Consider the following 19,234-nt stretch of genomic DNA (forward strand, 5'->3'; position numbering starts at 1 on the left):
GCCACAGTATAGGCCCATACACGCGGCCGCATGAAGCGAACGCGACGAAGAAACAAAAAACCCCGCCAGGCCGTAAGGCGAGGCGGGGCTTAGGTGCTACGGACGCTTAGTGGAACAGTACAGCGGTCTTCTGGATGGTCACGATCACACCCCACGCCAGCGGGATGCCCACCGCCAGCCAGGCGGCAACGACCAGCGGCCGAGTGCTCGGCGCGCCGCGCCATTCCAGCACGGTAGAGCCGGCAGCACCCTTGTCGTGGCTGAGGGCGCGCTCGGCGGCCAACTGCTCAGGGGTCATGAAGTACTTGTCGGCCACCGGGCGAATCAGCGCGTTACAGATAAAGCCCAATACCAACAGGCCCGCCAGGATGTACAAGGTGATGTCGTACACCGCAGCACGCGGCACACCGATGCTCAACTGGTACTCACGCAGGTAGTTCACCAGTACCGGGCCCAGCACGCCAGCAGCGGCCCAGGCGGTCAGCAGGCGGCCGTGGATAGCGCCCACCATCTGCGTACCGAACAGGTCGGCCAGGTAAGCCGGTACGGTGGAGAAGCCACCGCCGTACATGGACAAGATGATGCAGAACGCCGCCACAAACAGCGCAACGCTACCCAAATGGCCCAGGGACGGTACCAGTGCGTACAGCGCGATGCCCAAGGTAAAGAACACGAAGTAGGTGTATTTGCGACCGATGTAGTCCGAGAACGATGCCCAGAAGAACCGGCCACCGATGTTGAACAAGCTCAGCAGGCCAGTGAAGCCTGCGGCGATGGCGGCGATTTGCGCCAGCTGGGCCGGTGCCAGTTCACTGAAGGTCTGCGTCGTACCCAGCAACTTGCCGGCAAACACTTCCTGAAGCAGCGGCGAGGCCATGCCCAGGATGCCGATACCGGCCGAAACGTTCAGGCACAGCACCAGCCATACCAGCGCGAACTGGGGGGTTTTCCAGGCTACGCTTACATGCACGTGGCGGTCGGTAATCAGGGTATTGCCCGCTTTCTTCGCAGGTGCAGTCCAGCCCTCAGGCTTCCAGCCGGTAGGCGGTACACGGTAGGTCAGGGCGCCGCCGATCATGAACACGAAATAGATCGCAGCCATGACCAGGAAGCTTTGCCATACACCGACGCTGGTCGGGGTAGCGAAGTGTGACATCAAGGCAGTCGCTAGTGGCGCGCCTACCATTGCACCACCACCAAAGCCCATGATGGCCATGCCGGTTGCCATGCCGCGCTTGTCCGGGAACCACTTGATCAGGGTGGACACGGGCGAGATGTAACCCAAGCCCAGGCCGATACCCCCGATCACACCCGAACCTATCCACATCAGCCAGATCTGGTGGGTGTACACACCCAGCGACGAGATCACCAGCCCGCCGCACCAGCACAGGGCCGACACCACGCCTGCCTTGCGAGGCCCGGCGTGTTCAAGCCAGCCGCCCCACGCAGCGGCCGAGCACCCCAGGAAAATGAAGAACAGCGTGTAGATCCAGCCCAGCATGGAGATTGGCCAGTCACAGGTAGAGGAGAATACCTGGCTGATAAAACCCATGTCTGCGGGGCAAGCCGTTGCGCTAGAAATGCCGACGGCCTTGGACAACGGCAACCAGAACACCGAGAAGCCGTAGGCCATGCCGATGCACAGGTGGATTGCCAACGCGGCGGGCGGCACAAGCCAGCGGTTGAACCCAGGCTTGGCGATAATACGTTCTTTGGCGAAGAAGCCCGGCTGTCGTGCGGCCCCCGTCGCATGCGTGGTTTGTGTCATGTACTACCCCTAGTTGTGATAAGGCTCGCGGCCGCGATACTGAGCGGGCACCTGATACGAGGGCGGCCACGATCTTTATGCGTTCGCAAGTAATCGTTTTATCGGCAGCCCTCCCCAAAACGCGACAAATCGCCGCACGGCCGGAGAGGCGCGCAGATTACCATTTGTTTCAAGCGATGGAAGCGAACTGCTATCGTCTTTTTCGGCCGTTTGTCCTGAGGCATGAGCCCAAGGCACTAAAACTCTCTGGCCAGGGCGTGGAAAAGTGACAGAAGCGCCATGTACGCGGGGGTTGTACCCAGGCAAAACGTTATACTCCCCGTTACACCCTGATTTAAACCAAAGGACCCACCCATGAAAGCGTTCGGCAAAATCCTGGGGCTGTTCATACTCGGGCTGTTGCTGATCGTCGTGGCTCTAGGCTTTGCCCTGACCCATTTTATCGATCCCAACGACTATAAAGAGCAGATCCAAAAGCTGGCCCGAGACAAGGCCCATGTCGCCCTTACCCTCAATGGCGATATTGGCTGGAGCCTGTTTCCATGGCTTGGCCTGGAACTTCATGACGCCGGCGTGGCGACCCTGACCCAACCAGATCAGCCGTTGGCCAACTTGCAACTGCTGGGCTTGTCGGTGCGCGTGCTGCCGCTGCTGCGGCGCGAAGTACAAATGAGCGACGTGCGGGTAGACGGCCTTGAGCTGAACCTGCGCCGCGACGCCCAAGGCCACGGCAACTGGGAAGACCTGGGCAAACCATTGCCCGGTGATGCAGCCCCGCCAACCACTAATAGCTCGGCGAGCGCGCAAAACGCCCAAACGAACGAGGGCCGCCGGTCGCTCAAGCTCGATATCGACAGCCTCACCCTGAATAACGGGCAGGTGAATTACCTGGATGAGCACAGCGGGCGCAGCTTCAGTGCCGACAGCATTCAGCTCAGCACAGGCGCTGTACACCCGGGCACGGACATTCCGGTCACCCTCACCGCTTTCGTAGGCACCAACCAACCAGAGCTGCGTGCCCGCACCGAGCTCAAGGGCACACTGCGCCTTGAGCCCTCCGTGCAGCGTTATCAGTTCGAAGACATGCGCTTGAGCGGTGAACTGACCGGCGCCCCGCTGCAGGGCCAGACCCTCACCTTCTCCGCCCAAGGGCAGTTGCTGGCAGACCTGGCCGCCCACGTGGTGGATTGGAACAACCTGAAGCTCTCTACCAACCAATTACGCGCCCTGGGTGAGCTGCACGTGCGTGACCTGGGCGCAGAGCCTCAGCTCAGCGGCGCGCTGTCTATCGCTCAACTTGACCTGCGCGCGTTTCTCCAGGGCATTGGCCAGCCCGAGCCTTCTACGGCGGATAACACCGCGTTGAGCCAGATCGAACTGGTGACTCAGGTGGCGGGCAACCGCAACGCTTTGGCCTTGGAAGACCTGGCCATTACGCTCGACGGCAGCACCCTGAAAGGCCGCCTGGCGGTGGATGATATCGCGCGCCAGGCCGTGCGTATCCAGCTGCAGGGCGATAGCCTGAACCTGGACCGCTACCTGCCGGGCGACAGCGAACAGGCCAAAGGCGCCGCCGCTGCACGAGACGCCGAGGTACAGCACAGTGAAGCCGCCGCCCTGGCCAGCGGAGCGTCACCTCTGCCAGACGCCCCTGGCGGTCAGGCGTGGAGCGATGACCGGCTGTTCCCAATCGAGCGGTTACGGGCCATTGACGTGCAAGCCGAGCTGAACCTGGGCCGGCTCACGGTGCAAAAGCTACCGATCGACAAGGCGCACCTCAGCGCAAACGGCAGCGGTGGTCTGCTCACCCTGCAAGCGCTTAGCGGGCAGATTGCCAACGGTGAGTTCAACACCCGTGGCACGCTGGATGTTCGCCCAGAGGCGCCCGTGGTCAACGTACACGCCCAGCTTAGCCGCGTGCCGGTGGAGGCCGTACTTGCTGGCCGTAACGACAGCCCACCGGTACGGGGGTTACTCACCCTGGACACCGACCTCAAGGGCACGGGTAATAGCCAAAAGGCGCTGATCGACACCCTCAACGGTACCGCGCGCTTTGCGCTGGACAACGGCGTATTGGTCAATGCCAACCTGGAGCAGCAGCTGTGCCAAGGGATTGCGTTGCTCAACCGCAAGAGCCTGGGCAGCGAGCCCCGCGGCCGTGATACGCCCTTCCAGCGCCTGGACGGCACCCTGACCTTCCATGATGGCGTTGCCAGCAACCCTGACTTCAAAGCCAGCATTCCTGGCTTGCGGGTAAACGGCCATGGCGACATCGACCTGCGCGTGCTGGGCATGGACTACCGCGTAGGCGTGGTGGTCGAAGGCGAAAGCGGCAACATGGCAGACCCGGCCTGCCAAGTTAACGACCGCTTTGCAGACCTGGCATTGCCAATCCGCTGCCGCGGCCCGCTGGAGCTTGGCGCGCGTGCCTGCCGGGTTGACCGCGACGGCCTCGGGCAACTGGCCGCGCAGGCGGTACGCAATCGAGTGGAGGAAAAAATCGAAGACAAATTGGGCGACAAAGTAAGCCCTCAACTCAAAGACGCGCTAAAGGGCCTGTTCAAACGATGAGCCCAGAGCAGTTTTCTACCGCCGTGCTGGAGTGGTTTGACCGGCACGGCCGCCACGACTTGCCCTGGCAGCAGCAGATCAACCCTTACCGCGTGTGGGTCTCGGAGATCATGCTGCAGCAAACCCAGGTGAGCACCGTCCTCAATTATTTCGACCGCTTCATGACGGCGCTGCCCACGGTACGCGACCTGGCCGAGGCACCTGAAGACGAGGTGCTGCATCTGTGGACCGGCCTGGGGTACTACACACGGGCACGCAATCTGCAAAAGGCGGCGCGCATCGTCATGGCAGAGTATGCAGGCGAATTTCCCAAAGACCCTGTACTGCTAGAAACCCTGCCAGGCATCGGGCGCTCTACCGCAGGCGCTATTGCCAGCATCAGCATGGGTTTGCGGGCACCGATCCTGGACGGGAACGTCAAGCGCGTGCTGGCGCGCTACACCGCCCAGGCGGGTTACCCTGGCGAACCCAAGGTGGCCAAGGCGCTATGGGACGCCGCAGAGCGCTTTACCCCACATACCCGCGTGAACCACTACACCCAGGCCATGATGGACCTGGGCGCTACCTTGTGTACGCGCAGCCGGCCCAGCTGCCTGCTCTGCCCGCTCCGCGAGGGGTGTCGCGCGCACCTGCTGGGCGAGGAAACCCGCTACCCTGCGCCCAAGCCGCGCAAGGTGCTCCCACAGCGGCAGACACTCATGCCGCTGCTGGCCAACGGGGAAGGGCATATCCTGCTCTACCGGCGCCCGTCCACAGGCTTGTGGGGCGGGCTTTGGAGCCTCCCCCAGCTGGACACCTTCGACGATATCGAGCACTTGATCGCTCAACACGACTTGACCCTGGTCGACACCCGCGCACTGCCAGGGCTTACCCACACCTTCAGTCACTTTCAACTGGCCATCGAGCCCTGGCTGGTGCGTGTGAGCACCAATGGCTCACACGTGGCCGAGGCCGACTGGCTTTGGTATAACCTGGCCACCCCGCCACGCCTGGGCCTTGCGGCCCCGGTAAAATCATTGCTGGAGCGTGCGGCGGTCGCCTTGCACGCAGGAGAACCCGAATGACCCGCACCGTGATGTGCCGCAAATACAAAGAGGAACTGCCTGCCCTGGAGCGCCCACCCTACCCCGGCGCCAAGGGTGAAGACATCTACCAGCACGTGTCGCAGAAGGCATGGGCCGATTGGCAGAAGCACCAGACCCTGCTCATCAACGAGCGCCGGCTCAACATGATGAACGCCGACGACCGCAAGTTCCTCCAAGGCGAGATGGACAAGTACCTCTCCGGTGAGGAATACGCCCAAGCCGAAGGCTACGTGCCTCCCTCGGAATAAGGCGTTGCCGCGTAAGCGACGGTAATGATTAAAATTTTTTTGCCCCAACGCTTGACGCAATCCTGAAAACCCAGTTTAATGCGCCCCGTTGCCCAGGTAGCTCAGTTGGTAGAGCAGGGGATTGAAAATCCCCGTGTCGGCGGTTCGATTCCGTCCCTGGGCACCATGAACATAAATCCGAATGGTCCCAAATGACCTCGGAACCCAGAGAAACCGGCCCTTGAGTCGGTTTTTTTGTGCCTGAGTGAATCTGTATAGCGATATACAACCCCTTGTTTCCTTATGGGATCAGCTCCTAAGACTACATACAGCTCACCAGTTTTGAGCAAGGTAGTGGACGATGAGCAGTCGCTGATGGCGCACCTAAGTAGCCTGTCAACCACGGCGCGTGCTCTAGGCTGGAGCCAGACATCACCAATGGCATAGGCGGTACGGTAATCCCCCCATTTTTAGCACGCGCCAGAAGTAGAGATCAGGCCACGAGGGCCAACTTCTGTTTGGGGGTAATGCCTCCGAGAGCCATATTCGGACGCTTGTGATTGTATGTCCAGATCCAGTTTGTGCCGTAATCCTGAACCTCTGCGATTGATTCAAACAGGTAATGACCCAGCCAGTCATGACGCACGGTACGGTTGTAGCGCTCAACATAGGCATTCTGCTGTGGATTACCCGGTTGAATGTATTCCAGGCGGATACCCCGTTTCTGGGCCCACAGCGTCAACTTCGTGCTGATGTACTCAGGACCGTTATCGCTGCGGATGGTGTGTGGTTTACCACGCCACTCAATCACTTGATCCAGTGCCCGAACCACACGTTCGGCCGGTAGCGACAGGTCGATCTCCATGCTCAAGGCTTCGCGGTTGAAGTCATCAATCACATTGAAAATCCGAAAGCTGCGTCCGTCAGCTAATTGGTCGTGCATGAAGTCCATCGACCAGCACTGATTGATCGCCTCTGGAACGGCCAGCGGCTCGGGCTTTTCCCGCACGATTCGTTTGCGCGGTTTGATCCGCAGATTCAGCTCAAGTCCGCGGTAAATTCGGTACACCCGTTTATGGTTCCAGCGATAGCCCTTCACATTACGCAGATACAGAAAGCACAAGCCAAAACCCCAGTTTCGCTGGTTATGGGTAAGCCGAATCAAGTGATCGGCAATCTCGGCATTTTTCGTCGCTAGACGCGGTTGGTAGCGATAGCAGCAGAGGCTGACTTTGAAGGCCATACACGCCAGCTTGATACCGATCTTTCCTGAACGTACAGCCTGTTGCGCCATCTCTCGTCGTCGAGATGGCTTCACCACTTTTTTGCCATCGCTTCCTGGATGACTTCGGCTTTGAGACGCTCCTCGGCGTACATTTTCTTTAATCGACGGTTTTTTCCTCAAGCTCGCGTAGTCGAGCCATCAACGATGCGTCCATACCACCGAACTTGGCTCGCCACTTGTAGAAGGTAGCTGAGCTGATACCGTGCTCACGACACAGCTCTGGTACTGGGCTTCCAGCCTCGGCTTGCTTGAGGATGGCAATGGTCTGGCTGTCTGAAAAGCGGGATGTCTTCACGCAGAATTTCCTTGATCCGATTAGGAGAAAATTCTACTTCCGGCGAGTACTTTTTTCAGGGGGGATTACCGTACCAACAAAGTCTAAGTTTGCTGGCCTCTGTAAAGCCATTCGCCGCAGAGACTCCCACGGTTCTACGGCAACCGACAAAATCGGTTGCGCCGTGGTCACCATGAAGACGACAGGATGGAAGCCTGGTTTGGTTCTGATGAATCTTCTGGACTGGTTCGCTATTCGGTCGTCGAAGACTTCCGAGAACGCCTACCTCATCGGCGGCCCTCAGGCCCCAGCGCCAGCCACACTGTGGAAGAACTCCATTGTTGAGGTGCCGAGCCTAGCCCGCGGCAAAGCGCTGTTGATCGATCCGGCACACGTTCGCATCCTCGATCGTATGCAGCCCACTGGGATCGCAACGCGCTTCGACCGCGACAGCCTGTTAACGAACTTGGTGACCTTGCTGGCTGAGCTGCGCGCGGGCCTGGCTGTGTTCGCAAAGGATGCCGTCCGCTTGGTTGACCTCACCGCCAAGTAGCGCTCGCGTCTAGGGCGACCTACGGGAGGGGATCAGTCGGCCAGTGCCCCCGAGTCAACCCCGACAGCCTGCGCAGCTGCACGCAACGCTCCAGGCGGGCTGGTGGCAGGCACCGAATTAGTGCAACGGAGGTAGGGGGGGCCGAAAAAAACGGCTCTCCCCCTTTGCTAGACCGCTCCCGACCGCACGTACAGATTTTTTTCCGCTCACAGAAAAGTGTTAAAGATGTTAAAGCCCTATGCCGAACGCGCATGCGGGCATAAGCCAGGCCCCGTTTGGCCTGCAGCATTTTTCACCTCCACCGAATCTGTTAAAACCAAACTGCCTTCGAAGGTCTTTTTAACAATTCTTTAACACCTCATCTGTCAGGTCGACAGGCATTCCGGAGCCTAAGCCTGGAGACGTCAAGAGGGTAGCCTTTCACGACTCACCGAGTATTATGAGGCGAGCGTCTAGGCCAGATAGGCGCATGGCTACTCGCCGGTATAGAATCCTTCTTCCATTTTTCTGCTGAAGGGATATCAGATGGCACACAAAATTGTGATCGAGCAGCCCAAATGGGAAGTGCAGAATAAGGATGTAGTGATCGAGGTGAGCAGCTCGCCCGGAAAGCTTGGAGAAATCCACCTGAGTAAAGGTGGAATTGAATGGGTACCGGTCGGCCATCACGTTAACCGAAAAAAAATGAGCTGGACTGACTTCGCTTGGTTGATGGAAGAGCACGGCGCCGACAAGCGAAAGTAAATGTGAGTAGGGCGTCGCACCACACTAGCGCCATTCCGCTATAGGAGCGCCTTAGAGGGGCGTGCTCGAGCCCTGGAAGAAAACACCGACCACCGGCCTGGCGTACTCGCCCACCAAATCTATGGTGGAGCCAGGCCGACACCCAAGCCCCAATGCGCTCGCCGTCCTGGGCTTTTTCATTCCTGACTATCAGGGTTCGCCAGTGGAACGGCGTCTGGATCAATAGCCGCCGCTGTTTGACGAGCTTTAAGGGCTTCAAAGCTTGCGATCATTTGTTGATGCTCTGCACGTCTTTCCTCTGCGGTATGCACGTCAACATTGATGGGTTTATGATTCTTGAAAACTGATTTAACGCTCTCATCCAGTCCCTTCAAATGCCGTGCAATATCTACCATCGGATCGCCACCCAACCTGCTGACGCCGACGTGATCAGCCATGCTCAACGTATATTCGTTTTTTTGTCTCTCTGTCTTACTGGCGTCCACTAGCCAAGATATGACTACCAAATAATTTCCTCCCTTCAGCAAGCCATGCTCTGATACGTAGCTGGTGAGGCACTGGCCGGGCTTCAATACGCTGACATAGGAAAACGGGATTTGCTTACCTTCGCGCGCTTCTCCGTTCATTATCGGTGGGTCAATAGATGCCCTTATGTCATACGCCGCAGCATTGCCCGTGTTTTCAATGCTTATATCGAAGTGTGGCATCGACCAACGATTAGGGCTTAATGTGATAACGATGTGGGGCTGGGCAGCAGCCTCGGCCATTCGCTTCGTTTCAACAGCCAGGGTAGATGTGACCCGCCATAGGAAAATCGTCGCAATAGCCGTTGCAATGGTGCCAATGAGCCCCCCTACACCGAAGATCCAGCTTTGCAGGTTTGGTAAATCTGTCATACCCCATCCTTCCTTGATCGAGTTACAGTGAATTGCCTCCTGAAATATACCGAGCATAGCTACCAATGGCGATACATAGTGCTTTTCAGTTTAGGGGTACAAATGGGGGTATAGCGCCTATCAAACCGTATCAATGCCATTAATCACGGCGGCTGTGGGGATTTTTTCGATCCCGTCCCTGCACCATTACTTCCAAACCCCTGAATCGAAAGGTTCAGGGTTTTTTTGTTATCTGGAATCCGTAACGCGTGGCGCATGAGTACGTAGGGTGTGCTTGTATACGACGTTATGTTGTAACTCACCAAAATGGCCGCACCAGGGCTTACCACTTACGCCGGTGGATCTTCAAGAACGCAAATTCTTACTTTTAGGCCATAGGTGCTTCTTACAAACGCAACTGCCAGACGCAAGCCCTACAAAGCCTACGTAGACCAATCCACCTCAAGTTGCACCGGTGCTGGCTCAATATCAGCAAGGCTTTTGACCCGCATATCCAAACTTTCTGCTTTCGCAAGCAGTTGCCTGTCATGAGTCCAAATTTCTTCTGCGTTATTTGCTATCGCGATAGCGAGAATCTGTCGGTCGAATCTCAGTTTTGCCTTGGTGGCGGTGGGGTCTAGGTTTTTGATTTCTTGCTCAGTGACCATCAAGGCACACTCTATAGCCGCTAGCTCATCGAATCCGACGATCTCAAAACAAGAATGAGCTTTTATCGCGCCGTGTATTTCCCTACCTGATCGGGCTTCAGCCCAATGAAGAGTTCTGTGAGTACAGGTGTGGGGATAAGTATGTGCCCATTTGCTGCATTGACTGCATTAACCAAAGCCTCTGCACGGGCAGACAGCCTGGTAACAAGCGCTCCTGTACGGGGATCATTCAGAACTGAATCAGGCGATAGCGGCAAAAACTGAGTGCAACACCTGACCTTTCCGGTACGGTATGCCTATGTCCTATCAAGAGCTCAACATCGAAGAACGCGTGACCATCCAAATAGGCACTCTTCAGGGCCTGAGCCTGAGGGCCATTGCCAGGATGCTCGACCGAAGCCCTTCGACCATCAGCCGCGAAGTGCGCCGCAACAGTCTGACCGCTCATCGCTATTCAGCCAGCCAAGCCCAGCAACACATGCGCTCTCGCCGCCAGGTCTGCCGCCCTGCGCTAAAGCTGGTCCCAGGCAGCGACCTGTTCGATCTTGTGGTCTATCTGTTGCGACAACGCTTTTCCCCACAGCAAATTGCAGGCAAGCTCAGGTCCATGGAATTTCCTAACTTTGAAGACACCTTCGTCTGTCGCGAGACCATCTACAACGCCATCTATGCGCTGCCAGTGGGCGAGCTTCGCAAGGAACTGATCATCTGCCTTCGCCAAGGCAACACCACCAGGCGCCCACGGTCTGGCGGTGTTGACCGGCGCGGTCAAATCCCTGATCTGGTCAGCATTCACGTACGACCGCCAGAGGTAGAGGATCGGCAAATGCCGGGCCATTGGGAAGGCGATCTCATAAAGGGCAAGGCCAATGCATCGGCTGTCGGGACCCTGGTGGAGCGAAGTACAGGCTATCTGATGCTGGTCAGGATGAACGATGCGACGGCCACCTCGGCTGTTGAGGGCTTTAGTGCGGCATTGAATCGTATGCCACTGGCGGCGCGTAAAACGCTGACGTATGACAGGGGTCGTGAAATGGCGCGGCACGCTGAAATCACCCAGCGGGGCCTGTCAGATTTTTTGTGTGCGGGCCGGTAACGGCCTGCCGTTAGGCAAGCCATGCTTTACCAGGTCGGCCTGATAAATCGATCTCCGTACAGAACCGCGAACTGATTCATCGCGCTTTTCCAATCATGGGCTGCGTTGCCCCATTTGGCCGTGATATTGCGTAACCCCAGCCAGATCAGTTTGGTTGCGGCCTCGTCGGTCGGGAAGTGACCACGGGTTTTAATGATCTTACGCAACTGCGCATTGATGCTCTCGATGGCGTTGGTCGTATAGATCACTTTTCGGATGGCAGGCGGGAACACAAAGAATGGAATCACTCGATCCCACGCGCGTCGCCAAGCCGCCACGACCGTGGGGTACTGCTTGCCCCAGGGCCCCTGTTCAAAGGCATCCAGCGCTTGCTCGGCCGCTTCGGCGGTGACTGCCTGATAGATCGGCTTAAGCGCCTTGGCCAATTCGCGGCGCTTATCCCAGGCCGCGTAATCAAGGCTGTTGCGGATTAAATGAACAATGCAGGTCTGCAACGTCGTCTCTGGAAACACGGCGCTGAGGGCCTCTGGCATGCCTTTGAGGCCATCCGTCACCGCGATCAACACGTCTTCGACGCCCCGTGTCCTGAGATCGTTGAAGACCTTCATCCAAAACTTGGCGCCTTCCGTGGTTTCGATCCAGATGCCAAGGATATCGCGGGTTCCGTTGGGCAATACACCCAGCGCCAGGTAGATCGCCTTGTTACGGACCAGCCCCTCTTCACGGATTTTGACCCGCAGGGCATCGAAGAAAATAACGGGATACATCGGCTCCAGGGGCCGCTGTTGCCACGCGCCGATCTCTGCCATGACCTCGTCAGTTACAGAGCTGATGAAGTCCGGCGACACGTCCGTGCCGTACTGCTCGCAAAGAAACGCACGGATCTCTCTGACGGTCATGCCACGGGCATACATGGCGATGATCTTGTCGTCAAAACCGGTGTAACGGCGCTCGTGCTTGGGAATCAGGATGGGGGAGAAACTGCCATCTCGATCACGCGGAATCTCCAGCCGAATCGGACCATCGCCGGTTAGAACCGTCTTGCCGCTTTTACCATTGCGCTGGTTGGTTTCATCCTCCGGCCGCTGCGCGCCCGATGGATAGCCCAGATGGTGACCCAGTTCGGCACTCAGGGCGCGCTCGATCAAGGCTTTCTTAAACGCCGCAGAGGCCATCTCGATGGCATCAGCGGTCATCAACCCTTCACCGAAAGACTCAAGCAGCTCTTTCGGGATTTTGGGCAGATCTCTCAGTGGTTGGCGCGCAGGTTTCTTTTTGGTCGGCATACAGGCTCCTTTCGCTCATGTTATGCCCGAACACAAAATTTCTGACAGTCCCACCCAGCGCACTGGCGTGGCGATCTACTTCTGCGACCCGCACAGCCCTTGGCAGCGGGGCAGCAACGAAAACATTAACGGATCGATCCGCCAGTATTTGCCTAAGGGAGCCGATCTGTCAGGTGTAAGTCAGGAGCAACTGGATGCCATTGCGTACCAGTTGAACATCCGTCCGCGTCAGCGATTTGATTACAAATGCCCCATTGAAATGATGACGGCTATGATGGCTAAGCATCACCAGCCCCCCTCCTTAACTCAATAGCTGTGTTGCACTCAGCCTTGGCAACCGCCGGCTTTAGGCTACCGAAAATTTGTAAAAGGACGTTCGAATCAAGTACTAAACGCACGCTAACCCCTTGAGTTCTGGATAGCCTCGTGGGGATCCTCTTTATCTATCCATACCCCCGCCGTAATCGCTCTAAGCGCCTCTACACCTTCTCTAACTGAAACGTGCTCTAACCTATCAAAAGAATGAGCGTGGAGCTTTTTCAAACGCCACCCCCCTTTCGCATGACGCTCCCATTCGCCTTCACCGTACAGACGAACGTGCTTGAACAGGAGTCCGCCAAGTTGCTCTGCTAGGACAAGACTTACCTCACACAACAGGGTTTCCCCTGAGGCGCCCTCCAAGCGAACCGGAACTCTTTCATCCTTCCCACCCACAAGGTACAGGCGCCCCTGAACACTGCCTTGTTTACTAATAACCATAGGGGACTCGATGGGCTGGGCAGTGGGGAACGCTATTATTTGAATATCGCCTGACAAGAGGAGGCCTTCTACGTGGTCGGCTTCCATCAAGACCACCAGTTGCCGATACGCCCTTTTAGCGCTTACGGAACCCTGACTGTTCGTGGCCGCTTGCGCATGTTGCAGTACATTAGAATATTCGCTGTCTTCCACACGAACGTTCAAGCGCGCCGACCCATCGGTTACCGCATGGAAATGCACATGATCTGCAGAACCTAGCAATGCGGAAAACGCCTGCAGGTACTCAGCCAAACGCGCCATAGAGAGCTTGTCAGGTGAGGTACCGTCGAGTACGAGGGTTAAGGTTTTCATGCGCTGGAGTATAGGAGAATCCTCTAGTAGCGCCTACCGCCAACGCCTATGGAATCGTTGCCAAACGTACCTTGTATGCACGCTCGCTGCATAGGTACACTTCATTTCAACGACGCTTTTATAAGTCTTTGATTTCAATAGGCTTACAGACGTTCAACGAACCCCGCCCCTAAGGAGCCCCCCCTCATGTCTTCGCCCCGCAAACAGCAGAAGAACAAGAAACGCGCCTCCGCCAAGGCGCGTGAGAACCGTATCCAGCGTAACAACGTGACTGACGCACCCGCACCGAAGAACCCCGATGCGTTGTCTCCCGAGACCATCAGCATGGAGGAGTTCTTCGAGGGCGGCATGGAAATTGGCGCGTTCGATGACCTGTTCGACGCCATGGCCCAGGCAGAGCCGCAGGGCTTGCAGGCGGTGTGTACCACCTTCCTCGAAGATTCGCCGCTGGCGCTGGTGATCGACAACTACGCGCAAAGCGACGTGGAAGACCTGATTATCTCGCTGTGGGTGGCGTATTACGAAAAACACCAGGGGCTGAGCGAAGACGACGCGCTTGCTCGGATGGAAACGCCCGAATTCATTGAGGTGTACCAGGCAGCGGCAGAAGAGATCGCCAACCGCCCCGCAGCCTGAACGACGCTTAGCGCAGCCTTACCCAATCTTTACCCTCCGTAGACAGCGCTTTACAGAGCGCCGGTGTTTCATAGGGCCATGGCGCACTCTGAACCGGCGCCTTGAGGAGACACCATGTTTACGAAGTGGACCAAGGCTTTGCTTCTTTCCACCTGCCTGGTAGGTGCTGGCGTCACAGGCACTGCCTCGGCAGATGAGCGCAACCTCGTGGTGCCGATCATTGCCGGTGCGGCTGTTGGCGCATTGATCGCGGGCAGTTTGCAGAGCGACGGGCATCATCATCGTGACCACGCACGCGGCCCAGCGCAGCCCGTGTACTACCAGCCGGCACCGCAGGCCGTCTATTACCAGCCCGCGCCACGCCCGGTACATTACCGCCCTGCTCCGCCACCCCAGTACGGCGGTTATCAGCAACACGGCGCAGGGCCACGCTGGTAATCGCAGCCTGCTTACGAAAAAGGCCGCTACCCTCGCAGGTGGCGGCCTTCTCGTTTTAGCGTATACAGGCTGTAATCAGTTGCTCAAGGCTACATGAGGTTGGCCTGCCAACTTACGACGGCGGGCTACGATCAGGCCAGCGGCAACCACGGCAACGGTCAACAGGCCAGTCGCGATGATCTCCACGCGGTGATCTTCACCCAAGGCCATTTCGGTCAATACACCGATAATGAACACGATTACCAGGTACGTAAGGCCCGGGAATGCCCACATCTTGAAGGTCAGCTTCTCCCCACGCGCTTCGGCCTGGCGACGCATGCGCAACTGCGAGAAGGCGATTACCAAGTACACCAACAGTGCAATGGCGCCAGAACTGGCCAGCAGGAAGTCAAACACTGCTGCGGGAGCAACGTAGTTGGCGAAGGTAGCCAGGAACGCCGCAGCCGTGGAGAGAATCACGGCGATGTAGGGCGTGCCTGCACGCGAGGTGCGCTGGGCCATCTTGGGTGCATCACCGCGCTTGCTCAGGGAGAACAACATGCGCGACGAGGTATAGAGGGCCGAGTTCAAGCAACTGGTTACCGCGATCAACACTACGATGTCCACGATCAACTTGGCATTGGGCACGCCAATGCGGTTAAGCACGGTTTGATAAGAACCCAACTCTATTAGCCCAGGGTCATTCCAAGGCACCAAGGCAACCACCAGGAAGATGGACAGCAAGTAGAACAGGCAGATACGCCAGATCACTGAATTGGTGGCCTTGGAGATCTGCTGGCCCGGGTTACGGGACTCTGCCGCCGCAATGGTGACGATTTCCGTACCCATGAACGAGAACATGGTGGTGAGCATGGCCGCAATGACCGCGCTCAAGCCGTTCGGCATAAAGCCCTGGGTGTCGGTTACATGGCTGATACCGCTTACCTGGCTACCAGGCACGAAGCCAAACACTGCGCCAAGTCCGATGGCAATGAAGGCTACGATGGCGATGACTTTGACCAGCGCGAACCAGAACTCGAATTCACCGTAGTTCTTCACGCTGAACAGGTTGGTCACCGTAAGCACCGCAGTAATGATCAACGCGAATACCCAGACCTGAACCCCTGGAATCCAGGCATGCAAGATGGCAGCGGCAGCGTTGGCTTCCAACGGAATCACCAGTACCCAGAACCACCAGTACAGCCAGCCAATGGTAAAGCCTGCCCAATGGCCGATGGCGCGGTCGGCGTAGGTGGAGAATGAACCTGTATCAGGTGAAGCAACGGCCATTTCGCCCAGCATTCGCATCACCAGCACCACCAGCGTGCCAGCAGCGGCATACGCCAGCAGCACTGCCGGGCCTGCCGTGGCAATGGCATGGCTGGAACCTACGAATAACCCTGCACCGATAACGCCCGCAATCGAAAGCATTGTGACGTGGCGCTGTTTGAGCCCTTGGGCAAGCCCACCGGCATTTTGAATACTGCTCATAGGTAAACCTTCCTAGAAAGCGATCTTTGTCGGCGACAGCCCAGTTACTTGCGCAGGGGCAGGCAACGCGCCGTGGGCAATGAAAGGCAAGATGCGCGCCAAATTGATGCAAAATCTTACAGAGCTCTGCCCATGCAGGGGTTGCAGCCTAATAACAAACCGTTGAGCAATATGACTTTTTGTCGCAGGCATCAGTAACCATTACCGGATTACTCATTCCAACACGTTCAAAACGCTCTATTTTTGTGCATTTGGTAACACCTTTGGTACGAAAAGGGTGCAACCGGCCTAAACGATTCAGCTTTTTGGAGTGATACCAAGTAACCCCTGCACATGCGCTGACGCAAAATAAATAGAGAAGCACCCCTGTGGTGACGTGATGTTTGACCGATAACAGTTGTCGAAGGCACGACGGCTCGCGGCGGCCTGCGGGTTGTCCTCACCTGGTAAATGGAGTTTGCTACATGGCTCGACTGTTCAGTTCACTATTGGCTTGCGTGTTAGCCCTGGCCTGCGCATCTTCAGCGCAGGCGGTAGGCAAGCTGCGTATGGGCATGGAGGGTGGCCACCCGCCGTTTAACGACACGGATGCAAGCGGCCAGGTGGTAGGGTTTGACGCCGACATCGGTGCCGCCCTGTGCGCCAAGATGAAGGTGGAGTGCGAGATCGTTACCACCGACTTCGAAAACCTGATCCCTGCGCTGAATAACAACGAATTCGACTTTTTGATTTCTTCCCTTTCCATCACCGAGGAGCGCAAGCAGTTGGTCGACTTTACCGACCCCTACTACATCAACAAGCTGCAGTTTCTTGCCGCCCAGAGCAGCGACCTGACCGGCGCGCCGGGCACCTTCATGGGCAAGACCCTTGGGGCGCAAGAAGGCACGTTGGCTGCCACCTGGCTGCAGGCCAATGCGGCGGATGTGGCCATCGTGCAAACCTTCCAGACCCAGGATGAACTCTATGTAGCGTTGGCCAACGGCCAACTGGACGGCGCCCTGTGTGATAAATACAGCGCCTATGAGTGGCTGCGCACAGACCCAGGCAAAGGCTTCGAACTCAAGGGTGAACCCGTCCAGGACGGTGATCAGATCGCAATTGCCACCCGCCTGAACGACCCGTTGCGCACCCACTTGAACCTCGCCCTTAAAGATATTCTGCTTGATGGCACCTTTAAGAAGATCAACGACAAGTACTTCCCCTTCAGCATTCGTTAACCATGCTTGAAGGCGAGCAGCTGGCGGCGCGCTTTCAGGCACTGGGCACTTTTCTGAAGGCTAATGAAGCCTTGTGGAAGCCTCGACCGTTCACGCATGTGCGCTTGCCTTGGGAAGCTACCCACCCACAATTGGCGCGTTGGCTGCGCAAGCGCAGCCTGGCTCAAGCGGAACAGGGCCTGCGCTGCCCGGTCGATCTCGCGGCACCCGCGCCCTTCCCTGCATTAGCCAGCGAAGCGGAAGCCCTCAGCACCCTGGGGCCGTTATCCAACCGGAATGCCCCCCAGGTGCCCAGGCATGAGGAACGAGACGTACCCGGCCGAAAATGGCAGCAAATCAAAGCATTTGCGCAGCACCTGCACTTTCAACAGCCACCTGTTCACTGGCTGGACTGGTGCGCGGGTAAAGGCCATTTGGGCCGTTATCTGGCGAGCGTAGGGGGCCAAGCACTGAGCTGCTATGAATACGACCCCGCCTTGGTGGCCGACGGCCAAGCGTTGAGCGACCGTCAAGGCCTCACCGCCGAGCACCGCTGTGTCGACGTGATGGAAAATACTCTGGCGTTGCCAGGCAATAGCACGTCTGTGGCCTTACATGCCTGCGGGGATTTACACGTGCGGTTGCTGGAGCGCGCGGTGGTAGCTGGTTGCCGCGCCATGGCCGTGGCGCCTTGCTGCTATAACCGTACGCAGTCAGCGCACTACAGGGCGTTGTGTGATTTAGGCCAACGTACAGGGCTGGCGCTTAGCCGGGAAGACCTGGCCCTGACGGCCAGCGAAGCGGTGACTGCTGGCACCCGTGTGCTCCGGCAGCGTGATACCTCCATGGCCCGCCGCCTGGGCTTTGACCTGCTGCAACGCCGCCTGCGCCAGACTGATGACTACTTGCCCACGCCGTCCCTTCCGGTGAGCTGGCTGGCACAACCCTTCGATGCCTACTGCCGCTACCTGGCCGAGTTGAAAGGCATCCCGTTACCTAGCGTGATTGACTGGCCAGGCCTCGAAGCTCAAGGCTGGGTACGGCTGGCCGAAGTACGCAACCTGGAGCTAGCGCGCGCACTCTTCAGGCGGCCTTTGGAGCTGTGGCTGGCCTTGGACCGCGCACTCTGGCTCACAGAGCAAGGCTACCAAGCGCGGCTGGGTACGTTCTGTGCGCCAACCATCACACCTCGCAATCTATTGATCGTCGCGGAATACACAACCTGTGGATAACTCTGTGCAAAAGCTTTGGGCAATCAGCAGCAGCCCTGCGGCCTGTATGCACATCACAGTTAACGGCCCTTGTGAATAGCTTTAAATCAACTGATGCCTGCGGGCCAGTTCTGCAAGGCCTACCACCGACTTAACCTTGAGCTTGGCCACTAACCTAGATTTATAGGCGCTGACGGTCTTGTTACTCAATAACAGGGCTTCACCAATTTGGATGTTGTTAAACCCCACGGCTAAATAGCGCAAGACGGCTATCTCCCTGGCGGACAACCTAGCAATACGCTCACGCTCACCCGCATCGCTTAAACCAGGGCCGTCTTGGTGACTGCGTACATTGGGAAAGAAAATAAACCCGGCGTTAACTGTGCGAACAGCATTGCGAAACTCTTCGGGTGTATTGGTCTTGCACAGAAAGCCCGCCGCGCCAGCTTTAAGGCAGCGCTCGGCGCTGTATTCAGGTGGATAGCTGGTCAACACCAGCATATGTACCGGAAAACCCAAGCCCCTTACCCGCTGGATAACCTCAATACCGTCCAATAACGGAAGGGCTATTTCCAGCACGATCAGCCGAGGCCGTAACTTTCGTGCCAACGCCAACGCTTGTACGCCATCGCTGGCATGAGCGATAGCGTTAAAGCCCTCCTCCCTGAGTACCTGCTCCACAGTGGCCCGAATATAGGGCTGATCATCCACAATCAGCGCGTTCGGCATGGGCGTCTCCTT

16 protein-coding genes, 1 tRNA gene and 3 pseudogenes are annotated in these 19,234 nt (G+C 57.5%); 12 read left to right on the forward strand and 8 right to left on the reverse strand.

Annotation, left to right across the window (positions count from 1 at the left end; genetic code table 11):
• Positions 1-106: 106 nt before the first annotated feature.
• Entirely contained in the window at positions 107-1,768 is a 1,662-nt protein-coding gene (locus AC4LE2_RS19800; RefSeq protein WP_491827685.1) for an OFA family MFS transporter, read from the reverse strand.
• Between the two features lie 354 nt (positions 1,769-2,122).
• Here AC4LE2_RS19800 and AC4LE2_RS19805 point away from each other — a divergent pair, with 354 nt between their 5' ends.
• The 4 genes from AC4LE2_RS19805 to AC4LE2_RS19820 all read left to right on the forward strand — a co-directional run bounded on the left by AC4LE2_RS19805 (position 2,123) and on the right by AC4LE2_RS19820 (position 5,838).
• Positions 2,123-4,339, forward strand: coding sequence for an AsmA family protein (locus tag AC4LE2_RS19805; protein WP_491827686.1), 2,217 nt, complete (start codon positions 2,123-2,125; stop codon positions 4,337-4,339).
• Positions 4,336-5,403 carry an A/G-specific adenine glycosylase gene (mutY, locus tag AC4LE2_RS19810; protein WP_491827688.1) on the forward strand — a complete coding sequence of 356 codons (1,068 nt, stop codon included), beginning with the start codon at positions 4,336-4,338 and terminating at the stop codon, positions 5,401-5,403. The genes AC4LE2_RS19805 and mutY overlap by 4 nt, the downstream gene beginning before the upstream one ends.
• The gene (locus AC4LE2_RS19815; RefSeq protein ID WP_491827690.1) at positions 5,400-5,672 is read left to right on the forward strand and encodes an oxidative damage protection protein; all 273 of its coding nucleotides are present in this window, start codon (positions 5,400-5,402) and stop codon (positions 5,670-5,672) included. The genes mutY and AC4LE2_RS19815 overlap by 4 nt, the downstream gene beginning before the upstream one ends.
• Positions 5,673-5,762: 90 nt before the next feature.
• Positions 5,763-5,838 (forward strand) — tRNA-Phe (locus AC4LE2_RS19820).
• Positions 5,839-6,144: 306 nt separating this feature from the next.
• On the opposite strand, the pseudogene AC4LE2_RS19825 reads toward AC4LE2_RS19820, so the two are convergent.
• Positions 6,145-7,231, reverse strand: a pseudogene (locus AC4LE2_RS19825) (IS3 family transposase).
• On the opposite strand from AC4LE2_RS19825, the gene AC4LE2_RS19830 reads away from it, so the two are divergent.
• Both AC4LE2_RS19830 and AC4LE2_RS19835 read left to right on the forward strand, forming a co-directional pair.
• Complete coding sequence (locus AC4LE2_RS19830; RefSeq protein WP_491827691.1) at positions 7,197-7,763, forward strand: phage major capsid protein; 567 nt, start codon at positions 7,197-7,199, stop codon at positions 7,761-7,763. The pseudogene AC4LE2_RS19825 and the gene AC4LE2_RS19830 overlap by 35 nt on opposite strands.
• A 525-nt stretch (positions 7,764-8,288) precedes the next feature.
• A complete protein-coding gene (locus AC4LE2_RS19835; RefSeq protein WP_491827693.1) occupies positions 8,289-8,507 on the forward strand; it encodes a hypothetical protein in 219 nt (72 codons plus the stop codon).
• A 176-nt stretch (positions 8,508-8,683) separates the two neighbouring features.
• Here the strand turns inward: AC4LE2_RS19835 and AC4LE2_RS19840 are convergent, their stop codons facing one another.
• Together AC4LE2_RS19840 and AC4LE2_RS19845 are read right to left on the reverse strand one after the other, a co-directional pair.
• Complete coding sequence (locus tag AC4LE2_RS19840) at positions 8,684-9,403, reverse strand: DUF8453 domain-containing protein (RefSeq protein WP_491827694.1); 720 nt, start codon at positions 9,401-9,403, stop codon at positions 8,684-8,686.
• Positions 9,404-9,825: 422 nt separating this feature from the next.
• Positions 9,826-10,050 carry a hypothetical protein gene (locus AC4LE2_RS19845; protein WP_491827696.1) on the reverse strand — a complete coding sequence of 75 codons (225 nt, stop codon included), beginning with the start codon at positions 10,048-10,050 and terminating at the stop codon, positions 9,826-9,828.
• Between the two features lie 298 nt (positions 10,051-10,348).
• Here AC4LE2_RS19845 and AC4LE2_RS19850 point away from each other — a divergent pair.
• Positions 10,349-11,134, forward strand: a pseudogene (locus AC4LE2_RS19850) (IS30 family transposase); the annotation flags it as partial.
• Between the two features lie 38 nt (positions 11,135-11,172).
• On the opposite strand, the gene AC4LE2_RS19855 reads toward AC4LE2_RS19850, so the two are convergent.
• Positions 11,173-12,432 (reverse strand): IS256 family transposase, encoded by a 1,260-nt coding sequence (locus AC4LE2_RS19855; RefSeq protein WP_491823437.1) that lies wholly within the window; start codon positions 12,430-12,432, stop codon positions 11,173-11,175.
• Between the two features lie 52 nt (positions 12,433-12,484).
• Between AC4LE2_RS19855 and AC4LE2_RS19860 the strand changes: the two are divergent.
• A pseudogene (locus tag AC4LE2_RS19860) lies at positions 12,485-12,745 on the forward strand (IS30 family transposase); the annotation flags it as partial.
• Between the two features lie 86 nt (positions 12,746-12,831).
• On the opposite strand, the gene AC4LE2_RS19865 reads toward AC4LE2_RS19860, so the two are convergent.
• Complete coding sequence (locus tag AC4LE2_RS19865; protein WP_491827697.1) at positions 12,832-13,542, reverse strand: hypothetical protein; 711 nt, start codon at positions 13,540-13,542, stop codon at positions 12,832-12,834.
• Positions 13,543-13,728: 186 nt separating this feature from the next.
• Here AC4LE2_RS19865 and AC4LE2_RS19870 point away from each other — a divergent pair, with 186 nt between their 5' ends.
• A complete protein-coding gene (locus AC4LE2_RS19870) occupies positions 13,729-14,178 on the forward strand; it encodes a hypothetical protein (RefSeq protein WP_491827699.1) in 450 nt (149 codons plus the stop codon).
• A 114-nt stretch (positions 14,179-14,292) separates the two neighbouring features.
• Positions 14,293-14,616, forward strand: a complete 324-nt coding sequence (locus AC4LE2_RS19875) for a hypothetical protein (protein WP_491827701.1) — start codon at positions 14,293-14,295, stop codon at positions 14,614-14,616.
• A gap of 75 nt (positions 14,617-14,691) precedes the next feature.
• Here AC4LE2_RS19875 and gabP read toward each other — a convergent pair whose 3' ends face one another.
• Positions 14,692-16,086, reverse strand: a complete 1,395-nt coding sequence (gene gabP, locus AC4LE2_RS19880) for a GABA permease (RefSeq protein WP_491827703.1) — start codon at positions 16,084-16,086, stop codon at positions 14,692-14,694.
• A 464-nt stretch (positions 16,087-16,550) separates the two neighbouring features.
• Between gabP and AC4LE2_RS19885 the strand changes: the two genes are divergently transcribed.
• Positions 16,551-17,303, forward strand: a complete 753-nt coding sequence (locus tag AC4LE2_RS19885) for a transporter substrate-binding domain-containing protein (protein WP_491827705.1) — start codon at positions 16,551-16,553, stop codon at positions 17,301-17,303.
• Between the two features lie 2 nt (positions 17,304-17,305).
• Positions 17,306-18,514 (forward strand): methyltransferase, encoded by a 1,209-nt coding sequence (locus AC4LE2_RS19890; protein WP_491827707.1) that lies wholly within the window; start codon positions 17,306-17,308, stop codon positions 18,512-18,514.
• Between the two features lie 81 nt (positions 18,515-18,595).
• Here AC4LE2_RS19890 and AC4LE2_RS19895 read toward each other — a convergent pair whose 3' ends face one another.
• The gene (locus AC4LE2_RS19895) at positions 18,596-19,222 is read right to left on the reverse strand and encodes a response regulator (protein WP_491827709.1); all 627 of its coding nucleotides are present in this window, start codon (positions 19,220-19,222) and stop codon (positions 18,596-18,598) included.
• Positions 19,223-19,234 lie beyond the last annotated feature (12 nt).

The sequence above is a fragment of the Pseudomonas sp. 9.3L genome (genome assembly GCF_058536285.1).

Bases quoted from the DNA above. Each gene is read 5' to 3' on its own strand.
- AC4LE2_RS19800 (WP_491827685.1), bottom strand. From the start codon at position 1,768: ATGACACAAACCACGCATGCGACGGGGGCCGCACGACAGCCGGGCTTC.
- AC4LE2_RS19805 (WP_491827686.1), top strand. From the start codon at position 2,123: ATGAAAGCGTTCGGCAAAATCCTGGGGCTGTTCATACTCGGGCTGTTG.
- mutY (WP_491827688.1), top strand. From the start codon at position 4,336: ATGAGCCCAGAGCAGTTTTCTACCGCCGTGCTGGAGTGGTTTGACCGG.
- AC4LE2_RS19815 (WP_491827690.1), top strand. From the start codon at position 5,400: ATGACCCGCACCGTGATGTGCCGCAAATACAAAGAGGAACTGCCTGCC.
- AC4LE2_RS19830 (WP_491827691.1), top strand. From the start codon at position 7,197: ATGGTCTGGCTGTCTGAAAAGCGGGATGTCTTCACGCAGAATTTCCTT.
- AC4LE2_RS19835 (WP_491827693.1), top strand. From the start codon at position 8,289: ATGGCACACAAAATTGTGATCGAGCAGCCCAAATGGGAAGTGCAGAAT.
- AC4LE2_RS19840 (WP_491827694.1), bottom strand. From the start codon at position 9,403: ATGACAGATTTACCAAACCTGCAAAGCTGGATCTTCGGTGTAGGGGGG.
- AC4LE2_RS19845 (WP_491827696.1), bottom strand. From the start codon at position 10,050: ATGGTCACTGAGCAAGAAATCAAAAACCTAGACCCCACCGCCACCAAG.
- AC4LE2_RS19855 (WP_491823437.1), bottom strand. From the start codon at position 12,432: ATGCCGACCAAAAAGAAACCTGCGCGCCAACCACTGAGAGATCTGCCC.
- AC4LE2_RS19865 (WP_491827697.1), bottom strand. From the start codon at position 13,542: ATGAAAACCTTAACCCTCGTACTCGACGGTACCTCACCTGACAAGCTC.
- AC4LE2_RS19870 (WP_491827699.1), top strand. From the start codon at position 13,729: ATGTCTTCGCCCCGCAAACAGCAGAAGAACAAGAAACGCGCCTCCGCC.
- AC4LE2_RS19875 (WP_491827701.1), top strand. From the start codon at position 14,293: ATGTTTACGAAGTGGACCAAGGCTTTGCTTCTTTCCACCTGCCTGGTA.
- gabP (WP_491827703.1), bottom strand. From the start codon at position 16,086: ATGAGCAGTATTCAAAATGCCGGTGGGCTTGCCCAAGGGCTCAAACAG.
- AC4LE2_RS19885 (WP_491827705.1), top strand. From the start codon at position 16,551: ATGGCTCGACTGTTCAGTTCACTATTGGCTTGCGTGTTAGCCCTGGCC.
- AC4LE2_RS19890 (WP_491827707.1), top strand. From the start codon at position 17,306: ATGCTTGAAGGCGAGCAGCTGGCGGCGCGCTTTCAGGCACTGGGCACT.
- AC4LE2_RS19895 (WP_491827709.1), bottom strand. From the start codon at position 19,222: ATGCCGAACGCGCTGATTGTGGATGATCAGCCCTATATTCGGGCCACT.